Genomic DNA, 18,096 nt, shown 5'->3' with positions numbered 1-18,096 from the left:
TTAGCCTTTACCCACCAGCAGTCGGTCGAGACCGAACATGCGATCGATAATAATCATAGTCACGGTGGCAACGAGGATCATCAGGGCCGACACAGCCGCCATCATCGGATCGATGGATTCACTTGCATACATATACATGCGGACCGGCAGCGTAACCGTGGACGGCGACGTGACAAAGATCGACATGGTCAATTCGTCAAACGAATTGATGAAGGCGAGCAGCCAGCCACCCGACAGACCCGGCAGCAACAGTGGCAGGGTGATGCGACGGAACACAGTCCATTCGCCAGCACCCAGAGTGCGTGCCGCGTTTTCGGCATTGCGATCCATGCTGCCAAGCGAAGCAAGGATAAGGCGCAGCGCATAGGGCGTGACGACAATCGTATGTGCAGCCACCAGCCAGCCAAATGTGCCGGTGAAGCCCATCAGCGTGAAAAGACGCAGGAACGCAACGCCCAGAACCAGATGCGGGATAATCAGTGGCGACAGGAACAGCGCGTTGAGCGCATCGCGGCCACGGAACGCATATTGTGCAATTGCAAGGCCTGACGGCACGGCCAGCGCCGTTGAAAGGGTTGCCGAGAACAGAGCAAGCTTCAGACTGTTGCCAAAAGCCGTCATGAAGTCGTTATGCGCGAAAACCGCCTGGAACCAGCGAAGCGAAAGACCGTTCCACGGCATGGACAGCGTGTTTTCCGGCGTGAAAGCCACCAGACACACCACCACCATCGGCGCCAGCATGAAGATGACGATCAGCGTGTGGAAGAATAGAGCGAAAGGACCGTTCTTGACCATGGCCGTTACCCCAGCTTCTTTTTCGCTTGCCCTTCGAGCATGCGATTATAGGCGATCATGATCACAAGGTTGGCGACCAGAACGATGATGGCGATGGCAGCACCCAGCGGCCAGTTCAGCTCGATCAGGAATTCGTCATAGACGACTGTTGCCGCCATTTTCAGACGACGTCCACCAAGCAGACCCGGAATGGCAAAGGAGCTTGCCGAAAGCGCAAACACGATGAGGCTCCCCGACAGGATGCCTAAAACTGCCTGCGGAAACACCACGCGGCGAAGCGCTGTCAGGCGCGATGCACCAAGCGTCAGCGCTGCTGCTTCCACCGACGGGTCGAGCTTCTGCAGCACAGTCCACACCGGGATCACCATGAATGGCAGCATGATATGCACCAGACCGATGACAATGGCTGTTTCGCTGTAAAGGATCTGCGTGGTCGGCAGACCGACCATGTCGAGCACGCTGTTTACAAGGCCATTGCGACCCAGCAACATGCTCCAGCCGAATGTGCGGACCACGACCGAGACCAGAAGCGGGCCAATAATGACCAGCAGGAAGATCGAGCGCCATGGCTTGCGCATGTTGGACAGAATATAGGCCTCGGGTACACCGATCAGCACCGTGATGACGGTTGTGATCAATGCCAGTTTGAGCGTGCGCCAGAAGATTGCGAGATAATACGGGTCTTTGAGAACCTGCGTATAATTGGCAAGCGTGTAAACGTCTTCGATGCCCTTGTCGTAGCTATAGCTATTGAACGAGAGCAGCACGGTGAGACCGAGCGGCAGCAGCACCAGCGCGAAAAAGAGAAGCGTCGAAGGTCCGACCAGAAAAAGCGGGAGCAGATTGCGCCGCTCTTTGGCCGAAGCGTTTTGATCCTGTGAGGTGACAGCCGACATGCTTAGTTCACCCCTGCGGTGAGGATGCGGCAATCGTCATGGTTCCAGCTCAGACCAACTGCCGTGCCTTCAGCCGGCGGCGGGTTGCCGAGATTAGGCAGGGCGACCGAAAGCTGGCCTGCTGGCGTTGTAACACCGAGCAACCATTGCGCACCCATGAAATAGCGGGTCGAAACTTCCCCTGCGATATGGCCTTCGTCTGCTGCAACAAGCTGCACCTTTTCAGGACGGATGAAGACGGACAGCTCGCCCGATACTTTCTTTCCGCCTTCCTGCACTGGAGCCGGAAACCGGATGGCCGTATCGGCCAGCGAAATGACATCGCCCTCGGCGCGCGCTTTCAGGAAGTTCGACTTGCCGACGAAGTTGGAAATGAAGTGGTTATGCGGGTGCTCGTAGAGCTTATATGGCGCATCAACCTGTGTAATCAGGCCCTTTTCCATGACCACGATGCGATCGCTGATCGAAAGCGCTTCGGCCTGATCATGCGTTACCATGATGGTGGTGATACCGACAGTGCGCTGGATGCGGCGCAGTTCAAACTGCATTTCTTCACGCAGCTGCGCATCAAGATTGGAGAGCGGCTCATCGAGCAGCAGAACCGGCGGATTGATGACCAGCGCACGCGCAATGGCCACACGCTGACGCTGACCACCCGACATTTCACGCGGATAACGATCCGCAAGTGCGCCCAAATGCACCAGTTCCAGCACGTCGCGAACGCGCTTTTCGCGCTCTGCCTTTGTAACATTGCGCATTTCAAGGCCGAAGCTCACATTCTGCGCAACCGTCATATGCGGGAACAGTGCATAGCTCTGGAAAACGACGCCCAATTCGCGCTTGGCCGGTGCAAGGCGCGTAATTTCGCGGCCATCAAGGGTGATCGTGCCTGCCGTTGGCGGCACCAGACCGGCGATCATCTGCAAGGTCGTGGTCTTGCCACAGCCAGAAGGGCCGAGAAGCGAAATGAACTCGCCCTTTTCAATCGTCAGATTGAAATTGTCGACAGCCGCGAACTTGCCGTAGTGGCGGGAAATTCCGGAAAGGGTCAAAAAGCTCATTGCATCTCCCTCTCGGCATGACTTCCGCCTGAATTTGCGGGGGAGCGGAAGCGCCGTGATGTTGTCTCACGTCGCCTCTTCGATAGGGCTGGCTGGCGGGAGCGGCTCGACCGCGCATCAAGCGCTGATCAGACTTGGGTCGTTTGAACGCGTGTTTGTCCGGTCACTGATGCAACCGTGGCGTTCCCCTTACTTCAAGTTAAAACCGCCGACCCGCTTACGGCATCCTCTGGATGCCTTGCCGGACCTTCCCATTGGCGACGGATTTTAAATGGCAGAAAATTTTGAACGATTACAAATTATAATTTTCAATTTCGGAAGAAATTATATATTTCTTTCAAAATGCAGAATTTGGAAGCAATTTTATGGATGATATATCAGAGAATATGAAATCTGGTGCCGCGCTTAACTCAAGTCTGGTGAAGGCAATTCATATTCTGAAAGGTCTGGCAGCCAGCACGGACGACGGCGTGCGGTTGATCGATCTGGCGCGCGCGCTTGAGTTAAGCCAGCCTTCGGCCCATCGTTTGCTCAAGACGCTGATTGCAGAAAACCTTGTCGAGCAGCTTCCCGACAAGAAAGCCTATCGTCTGTCGCTGGAGTTTTTCGCCATGGCAGCGCAAGCACGTCAGCGCGATGGAATCCTGAGCCTCGCCCGCCCTTCCCTCTTGCGACTTTCAACCACCTTCAACGATACGGTCTTCCTGCTTGTGCGCAGCAATTTCGATGCGGTCTGTCTTGATCGCGTGGAAGGGCCGTTTCCGATCCGCTCTTATACTGGCGATATCGGCGGTAAAGTGCCGCTTGGCATTGGCCAGGGCAGCCTTGCCATTCTGTCCTTTCTACCGGAAGAAGAGCGCGAGGCGATCATCCGTTTCAACATGCCCCGCATTCTGGATAAGGCCACCATTGACGAGGTTGATCTTCGCATCATGATTGCGGAAGTGCGTGAAACCGGCGCATCCACCTTCAACTTCAACATGATTGATGGCATGGCGGGCTTGGGTGTTCCGGTGCTTAATCGCAGCGGCGAAGCGGTGGCGGCACTCAGCATCGGCACGCTGGCCTCACGATTAACAGAAAAACGTCAGCACACGATCACGGAACTTTTGCAGCGTGAAGCAGCCGCTATTTCCGAGAAACTCAACCCTTTTGACCCGGCTTTGCGTCACCCCAGTCAGGCATTCGTGAAATAATCGAACGCTTTAACAGCATTCCACGCAATAGCCTTATCTTGTCCACAGATGCCCCCGAAATTGGAGATTGACTTGCACTTGCCAGCATCGTTTGATCGGGCAAGTGTGGGGGATCTGTAGAACGAGGCGAAAAGCCCTAAGCAGAAATTCCATCTCTTTATTGATGTAAAAATGGAGTTCTGTTGTGTTCAAGTTCACCAGACGGGGAATGTTTCATCTTGCTCTCGCTCTCGCCGGATCCACGGCGATGGGCACAGTTGCCACCACGGCAGCACAGGCTCAGGACAAGATCCTCCTCATTATCAATGGCGCGCTCGGCGATAAATCCTTCTTCGATTCCGCTGCCAATGGCATGAAGATGATCAAGGACAAATATGGCGACGACGTCGAAACCAAGATTCTCGAAATCGGTGATGATCCGACCAAGTGGGAACCGGTCTTCCTCGATGCATCCGAACAGGACTGGGATCTGATCATCGGCGGCACCTACCAGATGTCGGAAACCGTTGGCTCCGTTGCGCAGCAATACCCGGACAAGAAATACGTCCTCTATGATGCAAGCGTGCCTTATGAAGAAGGCGGCTACGACAACGTTTATTCGATCCAGTACAAGCAGAACGAAGGTTCCTACCTCGGTGGGATGCTGGCGGCTTCGCTCCTGAAAGATGGCAAGCTCGGCGATACCGGCAAGAATCTCGGCTTCCTTGGCGGCATGGATATTCCGGTCATCAATGACTTCCTCGTTGGCTATATTGCTGGCGTGCAGGCAATTGAGCCGGACACCAAAATCGCGATTTCCTATGCAGGCTCCTTCATGGATGCGGCAAAGGGCAAGGAACTTGGCCTCGCGCAGTATCGTTCGGGCGTTTCGCTCGGCTTCGTCGTTGCCTCGCAGACCGGCCTCGGGCAGCTTTCGGCAGCCAAAGAAACCGGCAAATATGTTCTGGGCGTCGATTCCGATCAGGAAGCCATCTTCAAGGACAGCGATCCGGCAATGGCCAAGCAGGTCGTCAGCTCCGTGTTGAAGAACGTCGATGTCAGCCTTCTGCAAGCCTATGACCGCTTCAAGGAAGGCAATCTTCCATTCGGCAAGGCTGAAGCACTTGGCCTGAAGGAAGGCGCTGTCGGCATCGTGCAGGATGGCAACATGGCTTCCATGGCCACGCAGGAAATGAAGGACGCCATCAAGAAGGCTTCCGATGAAATCTCCGAAGGCAAGGTCACGGTCCCAACCGCATTTGGCATGAGCACCGAAGATCTCAATGCGATCCGCAACAAGGTTCGTCCATAATCGTGGAAAAACAAGCTGAAAACATTGAAGGCGGCGATGCAATCGTCGCCTTCCGAGATGTGAGCAAGGTCTATCCGAACGGAACGGTTGCACTGCGCGATGTGTCGTTTTCGATCCGCGCCGGTTCGATCCACGCCATTTGCGGCGAGAACGGTGCAGGCAAATCCACGCTCATGAAAATCCTGTTCGGCATCGAAAATGCCACCGCAGGCGAGATCGTGATCGACGGCCAGACGATCTCATCATGGTCGCCGGAAGATGCCAGCGCCCGAGGTATCGGCATGGTGCATCAGCATTTCTCGCTGGTGCCGACACTGACCGTCACCGAAAATATCATTCTCGGCCATGAGCCGGTAAAAGGCGGGTTTATCGACCGTGTGAGCGCGCGCAAATCGGTCGAAGAGTTGATGCAGCATTATGATCTGCACGCCGATCCGGATGCGATCACCGGTACGCTTTCGGTTGCAGCCCAGCAGAAGATCGAAATCCTCAAGGCGCTGGCGCGTCGCACACGGCTCTTGATCCTCGATGAGCCGACCGCCGTTCTTTCGCCGCCCGAAATTGAAGAGCTGATGCGCAGGCTGAAAGCGCTGCGTGATGAAGGCATCACCATTCTCTTCATTTCTCATAAGCTCAATGAAGTGCGCGAGCTGGCTGAAAGCGTCACGGTCTTGCGTGGAGGCGCAGTTGCAGGAACCGAAAAGCTCGCCGATGTGCCGGACGATGCCATCATGCAGATGGTGATGGGCCACGCGGTCGAAATTCCGGAACGCGCGCACAAGCTGAATGCGACGCAAACAGTTCTTGAAATGAAGGGCGTCACCATTGAAGCCCTCGACCCTGCCGACCGTATCCGCGATGTAAACCTCATCATTGGCGAAGGCGAAATCGTCGGTGTAGCCGGTGTGGATGGCAGTGGCCAGCGCGGACTGGTTTCCGCATTGTCTGGTCTGATGCGCGCATCTCAAGGTGCAATCACCCTTAACGGCGCAGATATGGGTGCCGCCGACACGGCCAGCTGGCGCAAAAAAGGCCTGGCCTATCTGCCTGCCGACCGCTTTTCACAAGGCGGTGCGCCGGGCCTGTCTCTGGCTGAAAACACGATTGCCGGCACGGATGGAAACCGCGACACTGATTTCGGCCCCTTCCTGCGATGGAGCGCGATCAAAGCGCGTGTCAGCGGCATGATTAAACAATATTCGGTGCGTGCAGGTGCGATCACCGAAAGGCTCGACTCGCTGTCGGGCGGCAATGCGCAGAAGCTTATCGCTGCGCGCGAACTTGCCACCAAACCGAAATTCCTGATCGCCGATCAGCCAACACGCGGCATTGATGTTTCAGCAGCAGCCTTCCTGCATCGACGCATCGATGAAGTGGCGCAGGATGGCTGTGCTGTGCTTCTCGTCAGCGCCGATCTTGATGAATTGCTTCGGTTGAGCGATCGGATCGTCGTGTTCTTCAATGGTCGCATTGTTGCCGTTCTCAGAAACGGACCCGATATTACTCCAGCGGTCCTTGGACCTTATATGCTGGGCACGCGAGATGCAGCCTGATGCGTAGATTTATATCCTATCTTATTCCCTTCTTTCTGACCGTGCTGGTGATCGGCGTCATCATGGCGCTGCTGCTCGTGCCATTGGCCTTGATGCAGGATAATCCGGCAGGTGTGCTCAAGACCTTCTTCCTCGGACCATTTGGCAGCATTCGCCACATGGGCAATGTGGTGGAAGCTGCAACGCCGATCATGCTGACGGGCCTCGCCATCACCATTCTCTTCCGTTCCGGCCTGTTTAATCTGGGTGCTGAAAGCGGCTTCTATCTTGGTGGACTGGGTGCGGTTGCTGGAGCGGTTCTGCTGCCGTCGCTTGGCTGGTTCTCGCTGCCGGTTGCCATTTTGTGCGGTGCGGTTGCGGGCAGCTTTGCCTGCACGATCCCTGCAGCGCTGCGCCTGCGTTTCGGCGCATCTGAAATGGTAACGTCACTGGTTCTCAACTACGCCTTCCTGTTTCTTGGGCTGTTCGTGCTCAATTATGTCATTCGCGACCCGGCTGCGGGCGGCATGATGTCCATGCGCATTCCACCCGAAGCAAAGCTCGACCGGCTTCTGGCAGGCACGCGCTTGAACTCCGGCTCGATCATTGCCATTCTCGCCTGTATCGCAGGTGGCATCTGGCTTTACTGGACACGTTCCGGTCTCAATATCCGCATTGCAGGCTCCAGTCCCGGATTTGCAAATCATCTGGGCCTGCCGCTCAAGGGCATCATCATGCGCGCGCAGATTGTAGGTGGTCTGGTGGCAGGCATGGCCGGTGCGCTCGAAGTTCTGGGCTTGCATAATCGCTTCGCATGGCTCGACCTGCCCGGTTACGGCTGGACGGGGCTGGTGGTTGCCATCCTTGGCCGCGAAAACCCATTCCTGCTCATTCCGGCAGCTTTGTTCCTTGGGTTCGTTCAGGTTGGCGGCGATCTTCTCGCCCGCAACATGAATATCCCAACCGAAGTTGTGGGCCTTGTCACCGCCGCTATCATGGTTGGTGCCACGGCAAGCGTCATTCACAACCATCCAACCGTGCTGCGTGTGATCCGAAACCTGCGCAATCGTGAAGGAGAGCAGTCATGAGCGCAGTTCTCGCACAAATCCTCGATCCAGCGTTCATCGCCACCATTCTGCGTGTCGGCACGCCACTTTTGCTGGCAGCGCTCGGCGTGATGATTTCTGACCGTGCAGGCGTGCTGAATATCGGCATGGAAGGCATGATGCTGATTGCAGCGCTGATTGCGGTTCTCGCAAGTGCGGCGACGGGAAGCCCGGCCATCGGTCTCCTTGCGGCCCTTATAGTCGGCGCCTTTCTCGGCTGGTTGATGTCGCTGTCTGTCAACAAGCTCGGCACCGATCTCATCATGACCGGCATCGCGCTCAATATTGCCGCGGCGGCAGGCACCACGCTGGGGCTTTTCGTTGCCACCCGCGACAAGGGCATGTCGGGCGCGTTGAAAAGCGGGGCGCTGCCAAACCTCAGCATTCCTTATATCGGCAATATCCATATCCTGAGCTTTGTCGCATTGCTGGCCGTTCCGGCCGTCAGCCTTCTGATGATGCGGACGCGGTTCGGCCTTCATCTGCGCGCAACGGGTGTTGATCCCAAATCGGCACGCGCTGCAGGCATTCACACCGGACGCGTTCAGATGCAGGCGCTTATACTTTCTGGCATCTTTGGCGGTGCGGCAGGCGCCTATCTCTCGCTCGGCTATGTCACATGGTTCGGCCAGAACATGACCGCTGGTCGTGGCTTCATCGCCATTGCAGCCGAAGTGATGGGGCAGGGAACGGCGTGGGGAACGCTGGTCGCAAGTCTTGTGCTGGCTGCAGCGGAATCGCTGGCAATCACCCTGCAAAGCCTCGGACTGCCGTTCGAGCTGATGCAGATGATCCCTTATCTCGTGCCCGTTGTGGTGCTGACGGTACACGCCGCAAGAAGACAGCGGCGTGCAAGACAGTTGAAGAAATCCTGAAATGCATGAAAACGAGAAAAACATGAAAGCCTGGGAGCTGACACGCGATCTGCTGCGCGACACGAAGCCTGTTATACGCACGGCAGAAGAGCAGACATGGGACGCAAGCGCCGTCATGAAGGCGCAGGACGATCTCATGGCCATGTTCTGGAAAAGCAATGTGCCGGGTTCAGCAGCACCCGAATGCCTGATGGCCGGTGCGCTGCAATCGCTTGAAAACAAGGGCTATGTGCTGGCACCCTATGCAGAGCTTCTGCGCGACGGGCTCGCAGCACTGGAGCGCTCTGATTTTGAAACGCTTTATCGCATCGATATGCGTTTGCGCATACTGATGCGCGCGGCAAAGCCCGATCCCGAGCATCCATCGCAGAAAACCATCCGCTTTGCATCATGGGAAGCGTTTGACGCGAGCGTGAAGTGGCCGGACGATGTGTTTTATCCTATCCAGTCTGATGATTTCCGCGACCGTACCGCGGGCGCATGGATGGCGCAGCTGGTGGGCGCTGCGGCTGGCACAGCACTTGAGGGCTATACGGCTGAGAACATCATGGAGGTTTTCGGTCCAATCCGCGATTATGTGCGCGAGCCCAACACCTATAATGACGACATCACCTTTGAGATCGCCTTTCTGGAAGCCTTTGGCGAGAAGGGTTCTTCTGTGACCAGCGCCGACATTGCCGAACGCTGGACGTCGCTGATCCCGCTTGGCTGGTCGGCGGAGGCAATCGCCCTTTCCAATATGCGTCGCGGCCTCACGGCGCCTGAAACCGGCACGTCCGACAATCCGTTCGATGAATGGATCGGCGCTCAGATGCGCGGCACAATCTGCGGCATGGTTGTGCCGGGACGTGCGCGTGAAGCTGCCCGCCTTGCCTGGATGGATGCGGAAATCTCCCACGCTGGAAACGGAATCCTGGGCGAAGTTTTCAATGCCGTCATGGCGGCACGCGCCTTTGCGGTTCAAAACACGCGCGAATTGCTGGTCTCAACCGCAGAGCTTTTCTCAACTGACACGGAGTATGGTGCGGTTCTCGCTTTCGCCCTTGATGCCTGCCGTACTGCTGGTAGCTGGCAGGACGCCTGGGCAAAATGCGATGCGGAATATGCCGAGTATAACTGGATTCACGTCACGCCAAATGCCGCGGCACAAGTTGTGGCGCTGTGGTTCGGCGAAGGCGACTTCGACCAGACGCTGGAAATCGTCTGCGGCATCGGCCATGACGTTGACTGCAATGCCGCGCAGATTCTGAGCATGATCGCCATCCAGCACGGCCCCGGCATTATTGCAGAACGCTGGTCAAAGCCACTCCTCGCCGACGATATCGTCACCTATATGCGCCGCCCGGCGAAAATCTCATTCGATGCGCTTGTCGATCAGACGGTTAGTGCAGCGCGCAACGCTCTTTAAAATCCCCTATTAGGAACACATCATGGCCCGTAAAATCATTATCGATACCGATCCCGGTCAGGACGATGCAGTCGCCATTCTTCTGGCACTCGCAAGCCCTGAGCTCGACATTCTCGGCATCACCGCCGTTGCTGGCAACGGCCCGCTGGCTCGCACTGAAATCAATACCCGCACCATCTGTGAAGTTGCGAAAAAGCCGGACACAAAAGTATTTGCAGGCTCTATCCGTCCGCTGGTGCGCCCACTCGTGACGGCTGAAAACGTCCACGGCAAAACCGGCCTCGATGGTTATGATCTGCCTGCACCCACTATGCCGCTTCAGGCGCAGCATGGCGTTGATTTCATTATCGAAACACTGATGAAGGAAGAAGCCGGCACCGTCACTCTCTGCCCGCTCGGCCCCCTCACGAACATTGCCTCTGCACTCATCCGCGAGCCGAAGATCGCTGAACGCGTCAAGGAAATCGTGCTGATGGGCGGCGGCTATTTCGAGGGCGGCAACATCACGCCATCGGCTGAGTTCAACATCTATGTCGATCCACATGCAGCCGCAGTTGTGTTCAAATCAGGCATTCAAATCACCATGATGCCACTCGATGTCACGCACAAGGTGCTGACCACCGAGAAGCGCATCGCAGCCATTCGTGGCCTCGGTACGCATGTCGGCGAAGTGGTTGCTGCATGGCTTGAATTCTTCGAGCGCTATGATGAAGCAAAATACGGCACCGATGGTGGCCCGCTGCATGACCCGAACGTCATCGCCTATCTGCTGAAGCCTGAACTTTATTCAGGCCGTCATTGCAACGTGGAAATCGAGATCAATTCGGAACTGACCATCGGTGAAACAGTCGTCGATTGGTGGGAAGTTACCGATCGTCCAAAGAACGCACTCTTCATCAAGGATGTTGATGCGGATGGTTTCTTCACGCTGCTGACTGAGCGTCTCGCAACGCTCTAAACACGCTCTAGAATCACATAATCGCCACAAAAAAGCCGCAGTATTCACAATCTTGCGGCTTTTTTGCCTCAGCGTTTTATTGGATTTTTTGCAGTCTTACTGACTATTCTGCAAAAGTTGCGCCACTTCGTGAGCGGTCGGCGCGGCAGATCCGGCGCCAACGCGCGTCACCGCAATCGCACCGGAAGCCGACGCGAAGCGCACGCAATCATGCAGCGACTGCCCCTGCGAATAAGCAACGGAAAAGCCACCATTGAAACTGTCGCCAGCGGCAACCGTATCGACCACCTTCACCTTGAACGGTTCAAAGTGCTTGACCTCATCAGCCGTCACAAGCAATGAGCCGCGACCACCAAGCTTGACGATAACGATCTTCGGACCGCGTTCGAGAAGTTTGCGGGCAGCAGCTTCAGCAGATGCAATATCGGTTGGTTCAATGCCGGTTATTTCAGCGGCTTCGGTTTCGTTGGGCGAAATGATCTCGCTCAATGAAATCAGATCGGCCATGCGGCTTGCATCGCCCACAGGTGCGGGGTCGAGCAGCACGGTGCCGCCGGCGGCTTTCACAGCCTTTGCAACAGCAAGATTGGCTTCATGCGGGACTTCACGCTGCAACAGCGTGATTTTGGCTTTCGCAATATCAGACGCATAGGCATCAACATCGGATGCCGCCCAATTTGCATTGGCACCGGCGCAAACAACAATCGTGTTCTGCCCGGCTTCTTCGACCTGAATGATTGCAATGCCGGTATCGACACCATCAATCATTTTAACACCGCCGGTATTAAGACCGAACTGCTGCATTTCCTTGACAGCGAGTTGGCCAAAGGCATCGTTGCCGACCGCACCGACGAAACGAATATCGCCGCCAAGCTTTGCCACCGCGACCGCCTGATTGGCACCTTTGCCACCAAGACCAATGCCGTAGCCGGAAGCGTTCAGTGTCTGGCCGGGACGCGGCAGTGCTGCCATTCTGGCGCTGACATCCACGTTCACGCTGCCGAAAATAAAAATCTTCAATGGAGTTCTCCACGATTGCAATTGCCGCCGAACATAACGTCGGTTGCAGGAAACTTCCATGCCACCGAGCACACCATACACAAATACGGAAAACCGGAGTGAAACGCCCACCTATCAAGCTTGACCATCAATACTTTGCCCGAGCATAAATAAGATCTGGGAGTGATGTGAAACACATTGGGAGGTTTCGGCATGGTATCGGACAAGCTGCAGAACATGATTTCGCGTGTTCATCAGGTCATTGAACGAGATATCCAACCGCTGATCGGAAAAACTCCGCCCTTTATTCTTTTCTTTTCTTTCACAGACACGCAATCGCGTGCGCAAACACTGACCGTCACAGCAGGAAGCTTTAAAGACTGCTGGAATGCAGGGCTGGAGAAGCTACGGCAAATCATCACCAAATCAGGGATGGAACCCAAATGGTTGCGGGTCGATTGGGTGGAAAGCGCCGAAGAAATCGAAAAAGCGGAGCTCATCGAGCGCCTTAAGCAGGTCAAACGGAACTATTTCCGTTATGGCATCTCCCTTGATGCACGTTTTCAAACGGCTTTCCTTGAAACAGAACTGAATGGCAATGCCATGCTCTATGGCGGCCCGTCGGTTTCCACCGCAACTCTCAACGAAGCGAACTTCAACCGCTATGCAAAGCGCGCGCGTGGGTTCGATAAAACTTCGGTTGCCGATGTCGAGAAATTTCATGTCTTCTCGACGCAGGCGCTTTTTACCACCGACGGCGATGATGAGGTCCATTCGATCCCCGGAGCCGGTCCGAACACCGGTCGCAGAACGATCGAGATGTTGAATATCGCCGATATTGACGGGCTGATCGAGCGCGGTAGCCATTTTCTCGAAACGCAGGTGCGCGAGGACGGGCGCTTTATCTATGGCTGGCATCCGTGCTTCGACAATGAGATCAAAACCTACAACACGCTCCGCCACACAAGCACGCTTTATGCGATGCTTGAATCCTGGGAAGTCACCAAAGATCAAGCGTTGATAGATGCGATTGAGCGCGGGCTTCAACATCTCACCGACAAGCTCATCAAGGCTGTAAATCAGGACGGCAAAGATCTGGCTTTCCTGACGGAAGAGAATGGTGAAATCAAGCTGGGCGGCAACGCTGTCTGCCTGCTGGCACTGGTTAAATATAGCGAATTGACCGGCACCGACCGATACCTGCCTTTGCTGGAGAAACTCGCACTCGGCATCGTGCATATGCAGGATCAGCAGAGCGGCAAATTCAACCATGTGCTCAATTATCCGTTGCTGAGCATCAAGGAGCCCTTCCGTATCATCTATTATGATGGGGAGGCCGCGTTCGGGCTGATGCGGCTATACTCGCTGACCCGCGATGCACGCTGGCTGGAAGCAGTGGAAAAGGCGTTTCACCATTTCATCGAAGCCGATCACTGGCAGGCGCATGACCATTGGCTTTCCTATGCCGTCAATGAATTGACCCGTTATCGGCCGGAACAGAAATATTACGAATTCGGCATCCGAAATTTTGCCGATTATCTGGATTTCGTCAGCAACCGCATCACGACATTCCCGACACTGCTCGAACTGATGATGGCAGCGCAGCAAATGGTCCGCCGGATCGAAGCTGATGCGAAGCTCGCGCCATTGCTGGCCGGGGTTGATCTGAAAAAGTTCTGTTTCGCACTGGAGCGTCGCGCGCATCATCTGCTGAACGGCCATTTCTGGCCGGAACTTGCGATGTTTTATGCAAACCCCGCGCGGATCAATGGCAGCTTCTTCATTCGTCACCACGCTTTTCGCGTGCGCATCGATGATGTGGAACACTACCTTTCAGGCTTTGTCGCCTATCGCAAATATCGCCTTGGGATGAACTCGGCGGAAAGCCAAACTTCTTCCCGCCAGACCGAATTGCAGGCCGCTATATCGTGAGCGCTCTACTCACTTGCCCCTGACCGCGTCGGATCAGCAAGTGGAAAGCTCTTGTCCGTCAGGCAGGTCTTGAGCCAGTCATAGTCGTCGCTATCGATGACTTCGCCGTCAAGTTTCTGCTCTGGTTTTGAACTGTAGAGTGTGGGCTGCGCTTCCGGCTTCACGTTCCAGCTTTGGCCTTCTCCGCTCGTCGTGGGGCAAGTGTTGTCGTCGCCATTGAATGAACAGCTGGCGATCAGCTTTGGTTTGCCATCGACGATATCGGCGATATAGCGCTTCATATAACCGGTATTGGTCGCCCAATATTCCTCAACGCTGCACACGCGATCACCATTCTGATAATGGCGCGTTGGAAAGCAGTTATAGGTCTGGTCAGGCGGCAGCATATCGCAGGATGTCTCATAGCCAGCATAGTCGCCACCGCTGAACTGCTTGAGGAAAGCCCGCTGGGTGCGCGCCACTTCAATGAGGCTCATCTTGCCCTTTTCCTCAAGCCGCTCAGTGCGTTCGGCAATCATGCTGTTGGCAATCTGCACCGCACTTTTACCATCCGGCACGTTATCGGGTTCGTCAACAACATCATCCAGCGCCTTGTCACGCGCAGCAATCCACCGCTTCTGGCTTGCCACCAGCATGGTGCGGATTTCCTCGTCGGGGGCAGATCTGAGCGTTGCCGAATAGGTCTTATTCAATTTGCTATCGGCTTTCTGGAGCGTTTTGCTTGAGCAGATCAGCTTTTCGCTTGGCGTTTGTGCCTTGCTGCAATCAATGGCCAATGCCGGTGCGGACAAAGCACAAAGAGCAGTCAATACGGAAAGACGCAGAGCAGAGTGTTTCAAATTCATATCAAATACCCGAAATTACTGATCAACCGATTTCATATCGCAAGTGGTTTCCGCATTGGAACACAGACCTCTGAACCAGGCGCGTCCGGTGCGTTGGTCATTGCCGGCAAGGTCTACTAGCTCTTCGCCAGCCATGCGCTTGCGCAGCACCGTGTAATCCAACAGCACCCAATCCTCGTGACAGGCGAGGATGTTGTTGATCCTGCCCATTTCCGTCAGCCAGTCACTGCCAATATCAAGCAGCCGCTCACTTTGAGGGTCGGGTTTCAGAAAGCCGCGCGCCGACTGGATGCCGACTTTCGCTTCGTCCGATTTGATCCAGCCTTCGCCCTTGTAAACCTCACGCGGAACGTAATCGTCGCTTTCTTCATTATAGGCATCGCTTGCATTGGCGATCTTCAGCCAGCCATCGCGGGCTTCAAGCACATCAAAGTCGATGCTGTAGGCATATTCCGCCTCTCCGGTTTTGGAGCCGGTCGGTATATGGCCCAAAATTTTGGCGTCAGCAGATGGCGCTTCGCGGACTTCAATTAAGGGCTTTTCACCGTTTGTCCATGCACTGAACGCGCATGACGTGGCACCTGCTGGAGCCTCTGCCTGATTGCCTGCAGCAAAAGACATGGTTGCCGAGGCGAGAACAATCGAAAGGGCTGTTATGAAAGGCTTTTTCATAAATGGATCTCCCACAAAAAATCAGGAAAACGGGTCAGAATATTCGAGCACTTCCTGTCCCATCAAAACACAATCGCCGCCGATGTCCGCATAATAAAGGCGCAGGCGATATTCGCCCTTATAGACATAGCCGAGACCTTCGATGACATCGAATTTGCCTTTGCCGCGCAGAGCTTTGATCGTGCCGGTTTTCTTGAAAGTAGGTTCATCGATTTCTGCACGATCGTCATTGTCGCTGTGCAGAAGCAGGAGCTGCTTTGCCTTTATGATCGCATCGGCAACGCACTTGTCGGCGGCTTGTACCGGAGCGGTTTGAGACAGCACTGGCAAGGAAAGAGCAAAAGCCAGCAGAAAAGGACGAAAACGCATTAAAATCTCCAACTATCAATTATTCTGCCCAGAGCAGACTGTATGGCAGCCTCACTCAATGAAAATCTTCACACTGGCAGCGCGTCCGCCTGCATCAACAACCGTCAGTGTGGAATAGCCAGTGCCATCCGGCAGCCACGTGGCCGTGCGGCGGCGGTTGGGTTCGGCAATGGGTTTTCCATTGGCAAGCCAGCGAAACGGAGCGCGTCCACCCTGTAATTTCAGCACCAGCGGCGAGGCATTATCGGTCAGGGCTTTCAATTCGACATGCGCGCCATCAGGCGGAAACACGATGCGCGGTGCAGGCTCAATCGTGGCTTTGAGAAGCGGCAGCGGATCGCTGCTCGATGAAAAGCGTATCTGCGTTACAGGAAGATCGGCGCGTGCTGTGCGAAATGCGCCAGCAGGCGCACGCGGCAACGGTACGGAAGCAACACCTGAACGCACAAAGGCTTCAAACAGGATGGGCGCTGCCGAAACATAGCCGGCAAGGCCCGGCACCGAGCCGCCATCGGCACGCCCGACCCAGACACCCAGCACATAACGCCCGTCATAACCGACCGACCAAGCATCGCGATAGCCATAGGACGTGCCGGTCTTGTAAGCGAGGCCGAGGCGTTTCGCGCCTTGCGGCGGCACGACACCGGCCAGAATATCGCCAATCTGCCACGATGCCTGCTCGCTCAGAATAGGAGCCGATGGCTGAACAGGCTCTGAACCTTCGGTGCCGTCACGAAGGGCTGCCCCTCGCCCGCCATTGGCAAGGCCAGTATAGAGCTGCACCAGATCGCGCAGGCTGATGCCCGCGCCACCAAGGCCGATAGCCAGTCCCGGCGCTTCACCTTTCGGCAATTGCAGATTAACCGCCGCCTGTCGAATACGCGTGGTGAGCCGTGCAGGGCCAATTGCATCGAGCAGGCTGATGGTCGGCACATTCAGCGACATTTGCAGCGCCTGGCGGATGCTGACATCGCCCTGATAGCTCATATCGAAATTGCGCGGACGATAGCCTGCAAAATCCTGCGGACGGTCCTCGATGATGGTTTCCTGCGCAATCAATCCCTGCTCGAAGGCCAGCCCATAGATGAAAGGTTTTAACGTTGAACCGGGCGAGCGCACGGCGCGGGTCATATCGATCCAGCCCTGCCGCTTGCCATCGAAATAATCAGCGGAGCCGACTTCGCCTAAGATATTGCCATTGCGACTGTCGGCCAGCACCATGGCTACCGATACTTTTGGCCCAAGCTTCGCAGCAGTTTCGCGTGCCACAACTTCAAGCCCAGCCTGCACCGACTTCTTAAGCGTCAGCTGATGCCGGGCCTCGGTCGGTGCCTGTTTCAAAGCGAGATCGGCAAAGTGAGCGGCCAATGAAGGCAAGGGATGACGCGTCGCGGATATGCGCTCACGCGATGCACGCTCGGCTTCTTCGCTCGTGAAAACATCAGACGAGACCATGCGTTTGAGAACCCGATCCCGCGCAGCAACCGCGTTCTCCATCTCGCGATCCGGGCGGCGGCGCTCCGGCAATTGCGGCAAGGCCACAAGAAGTGCTGCTTCCGATATGCTAAGGCGCAGCGGCTCCTTGCCAAAATAGGCTAACGATGCCGACCGTACGCCCTCCAGATTGCCACCATAGGGCGCGAGGGTCAGATAACGTTCGAGAATTTCAGATTTGTTCAGCCGTCGCTCAATTTGAACTGCCCGCGCCAGCTGCCGGAACTTGGAGCCGAAGCTGCGGCTTTCGCGCGGCTCGATAAGGCGTGCAAGCTGCATGGAAAGTGTGGAACCGCCCGAAACAATACGGCCGCTCCCTGCAAGCTGATACGCGGCCCGAAGAAGCGCTGTGAAATCAATGCCGCCATGATCGTAAAAACGCTTGTCCTCATAGGCGATCAGCATTTTCACGAATTTCGGATCGACATCTTCAATGCGGGTATTCAAGCGCCAATAGCCGTCCGGCGTTGCATAGGCACGCAGCAAAGCGCCGTCGCGATCCATAACTTCGGTGGAAATGGTCAGCCGTTCCGGCAAAGGCGGAGGATAGGCGCGGTCGAGCCAGTCAAGCCCGACCACGGTTCCGAGTGCAGCGATGCCGAGAAACGCGGCACCGCCAATCGCTATTTTCCAACGCCTTTTCATTTGTTTGGCCATGATCTTGTCC

16 protein-coding genes are annotated in these 18,096 nt (G+C 55.8%); 8 read left to right on the top strand and 8 right to left on the bottom strand.

Annotated elements, in window-relative coordinates:
- The 3 genes from ABWV94_RS09135 to ABWV94_RS09125 are packed head-to-tail and all read right to left on the bottom strand — an operon-like array spanning nucleotide 1 to nucleotide 2,752.
- Entirely contained in the window at nucleotides 1–795 is a 795-nt protein-coding gene (locus tag ABWV94_RS09135) for an ABC transporter permease (protein WP_007877395.1), read from the bottom strand.
- A 5-nt stretch (nucleotides 796–800) separates the two neighbouring features.
- Complete coding sequence (locus ABWV94_RS09130) at nucleotides 801–1,691, bottom strand: ABC transporter permease (protein ID WP_007877396.1); 891 nt, start codon at nucleotides 1,689–1,691, stop codon at nucleotides 801–803.
- Nucleotides 1,692–1,693: 2 nt separating this feature from the next.
- Entirely contained in the window at nucleotides 1,694–2,752 is a 1,059-nt protein-coding gene (locus ABWV94_RS09125) for an ABC transporter ATP-binding protein (RefSeq protein ID WP_353413320.1), read from the bottom strand.
- Between the two features lie 365 nt (nucleotides 2,753–3,117).
- On the opposite strand from ABWV94_RS09125, the gene ABWV94_RS09120 reads away from it, so the two are divergent.
- The 7 genes from ABWV94_RS09120 (at nucleotide 3,118) to ABWV94_RS09090 (ending at nucleotide 11,118) form a co-directional block, all read left to right on the top strand.
- Complete coding sequence (locus ABWV94_RS09120; RefSeq protein ID WP_112812612.1) at nucleotides 3,118–3,948, top strand: IclR family transcriptional regulator; 831 nt, start codon at nucleotides 3,118–3,120, stop codon at nucleotides 3,946–3,948.
- 184 nt (nucleotides 3,949–4,132) lie between these two features.
- Nucleotides 4,133–5,239, top strand: coding sequence for a BMP family ABC transporter substrate-binding protein (locus tag ABWV94_RS09115; RefSeq protein ID WP_079213293.1), 1,107 nt, complete (start codon nucleotides 4,133–4,135; stop codon nucleotides 5,237–5,239).
- A gap of 2 nt (nucleotides 5,240–5,241) precedes the next feature.
- Nucleotides 5,242–6,792 carry an ABC transporter ATP-binding protein gene (locus ABWV94_RS09110; RefSeq protein ID WP_353413317.1) on the top strand — a complete coding sequence of 517 codons (1,551 nt, stop codon included), beginning with the start codon at nucleotides 5,242–5,244 and terminating at the stop codon, nucleotides 6,790–6,792.
- Nucleotides 6,792–7,859, top strand: a complete 1,068-nt coding sequence (locus ABWV94_RS09105) for an ABC transporter permease (RefSeq protein ID WP_094544503.1) — start codon at nucleotides 6,792–6,794, stop codon at nucleotides 7,857–7,859. Before ABWV94_RS09110 ends, ABWV94_RS09105 begins: the two co-directional genes overlap by 1 nt.
- On the top strand, nucleotides 7,856–8,752 hold the full coding sequence (locus ABWV94_RS09100; protein ID WP_353413315.1) for an ABC transporter permease: 897 nt from the start codon (nucleotides 7,856–7,858) through the stop codon (nucleotides 8,750–8,752). Before ABWV94_RS09105 ends, ABWV94_RS09100 begins: the two co-directional genes overlap by 4 nt.
- A 22-nt stretch (nucleotides 8,753–8,774) precedes the next feature.
- Entirely contained in the window at nucleotides 8,775–10,160 is a 1,386-nt protein-coding gene (locus ABWV94_RS09095; RefSeq protein ID WP_353413313.1) for an ADP-ribosylglycohydrolase family protein, read from the top strand.
- A gap of 22 nt (nucleotides 10,161–10,182) precedes the next feature.
- Nucleotides 10,183–11,118: a nucleoside hydrolase gene (locus tag ABWV94_RS09090; RefSeq protein WP_105519224.1), complete on the top strand. Its 936-nt coding sequence runs from the start codon at nucleotides 10,183–10,185 to the stop codon at nucleotides 11,116–11,118.
- A 96-nt stretch (nucleotides 11,119–11,214) separates the two neighbouring features.
- Here ABWV94_RS09090 and rbsK read toward each other — a convergent pair whose 3' ends face one another.
- Complete coding sequence (gene rbsK / locus ABWV94_RS09085; RefSeq protein WP_353413533.1) at nucleotides 11,215–12,198, bottom strand: ribokinase; 984 nt, start codon at nucleotides 12,196–12,198, stop codon at nucleotides 11,215–11,217.
- Nucleotides 12,199–12,330: 132 nt separating this feature from the next.
- Between rbsK and ABWV94_RS09080 the strand changes: the two genes are divergently transcribed.
- Nucleotides 12,331–14,049, top strand: a complete 1,719-nt coding sequence (locus tag ABWV94_RS09080; RefSeq protein ID WP_353413311.1) for a hypothetical protein — start codon at nucleotides 12,331–12,333, stop codon at nucleotides 14,047–14,049.
- A 5-nt stretch (nucleotides 14,050–14,054) separates the two neighbouring features.
- Here ABWV94_RS09080 and ABWV94_RS09075 read toward each other — a convergent pair whose 3' ends face one another.
- From ABWV94_RS09075 to pbpC, 4 genes are read right to left on the bottom strand one after another with little or no spacing between them, the layout of a single operon-like run.
- Entirely contained in the window at nucleotides 14,055–14,894 is an 840-nt protein-coding gene (locus tag ABWV94_RS09075) for a lysozyme inhibitor LprI family protein (protein WP_353413309.1), read from the bottom strand.
- A 15-nt stretch (nucleotides 14,895–14,909) separates the two neighbouring features.
- A complete protein-coding gene (locus ABWV94_RS09070) occupies nucleotides 14,910–15,566 on the bottom strand; it encodes a hypothetical protein (RefSeq protein ID WP_353413307.1) in 657 nt (218 codons plus the stop codon).
- A 21-nt stretch (nucleotides 15,567–15,587) separates the two neighbouring features.
- Nucleotides 15,588–15,935 carry a hypothetical protein gene (locus tag ABWV94_RS09065; protein ID WP_113496407.1) on the bottom strand — a complete coding sequence of 116 codons (348 nt, stop codon included), beginning with the start codon at nucleotides 15,933–15,935 and terminating at the stop codon, nucleotides 15,588–15,590.
- A gap of 51 nt (nucleotides 15,936–15,986) precedes the next feature.
- Nucleotides 15,987–18,086 (bottom strand): penicillin-binding protein 1C, encoded by a 2,100-nt coding sequence (gene pbpC, locus ABWV94_RS09060; protein WP_353413304.1) that lies wholly within the window; start codon nucleotides 18,084–18,086, stop codon nucleotides 15,987–15,989.
- Nucleotides 18,087–18,096 lie beyond the last annotated feature (10 nt).

Source organism: Brucella sp. NBRC 12953, from assembly GCF_040369775.1.
In the GTDB taxonomy this organism is placed as follows: Bacteria; Pseudomonadota; Alphaproteobacteria; order Rhizobiales; family Rhizobiaceae; genus Brucella; species Brucella pseudogrignonensis.
Note: the sequence above shows the minus strand (reverse complement) of the source record. Positions and strands in the feature narration are given on the sequence as shown.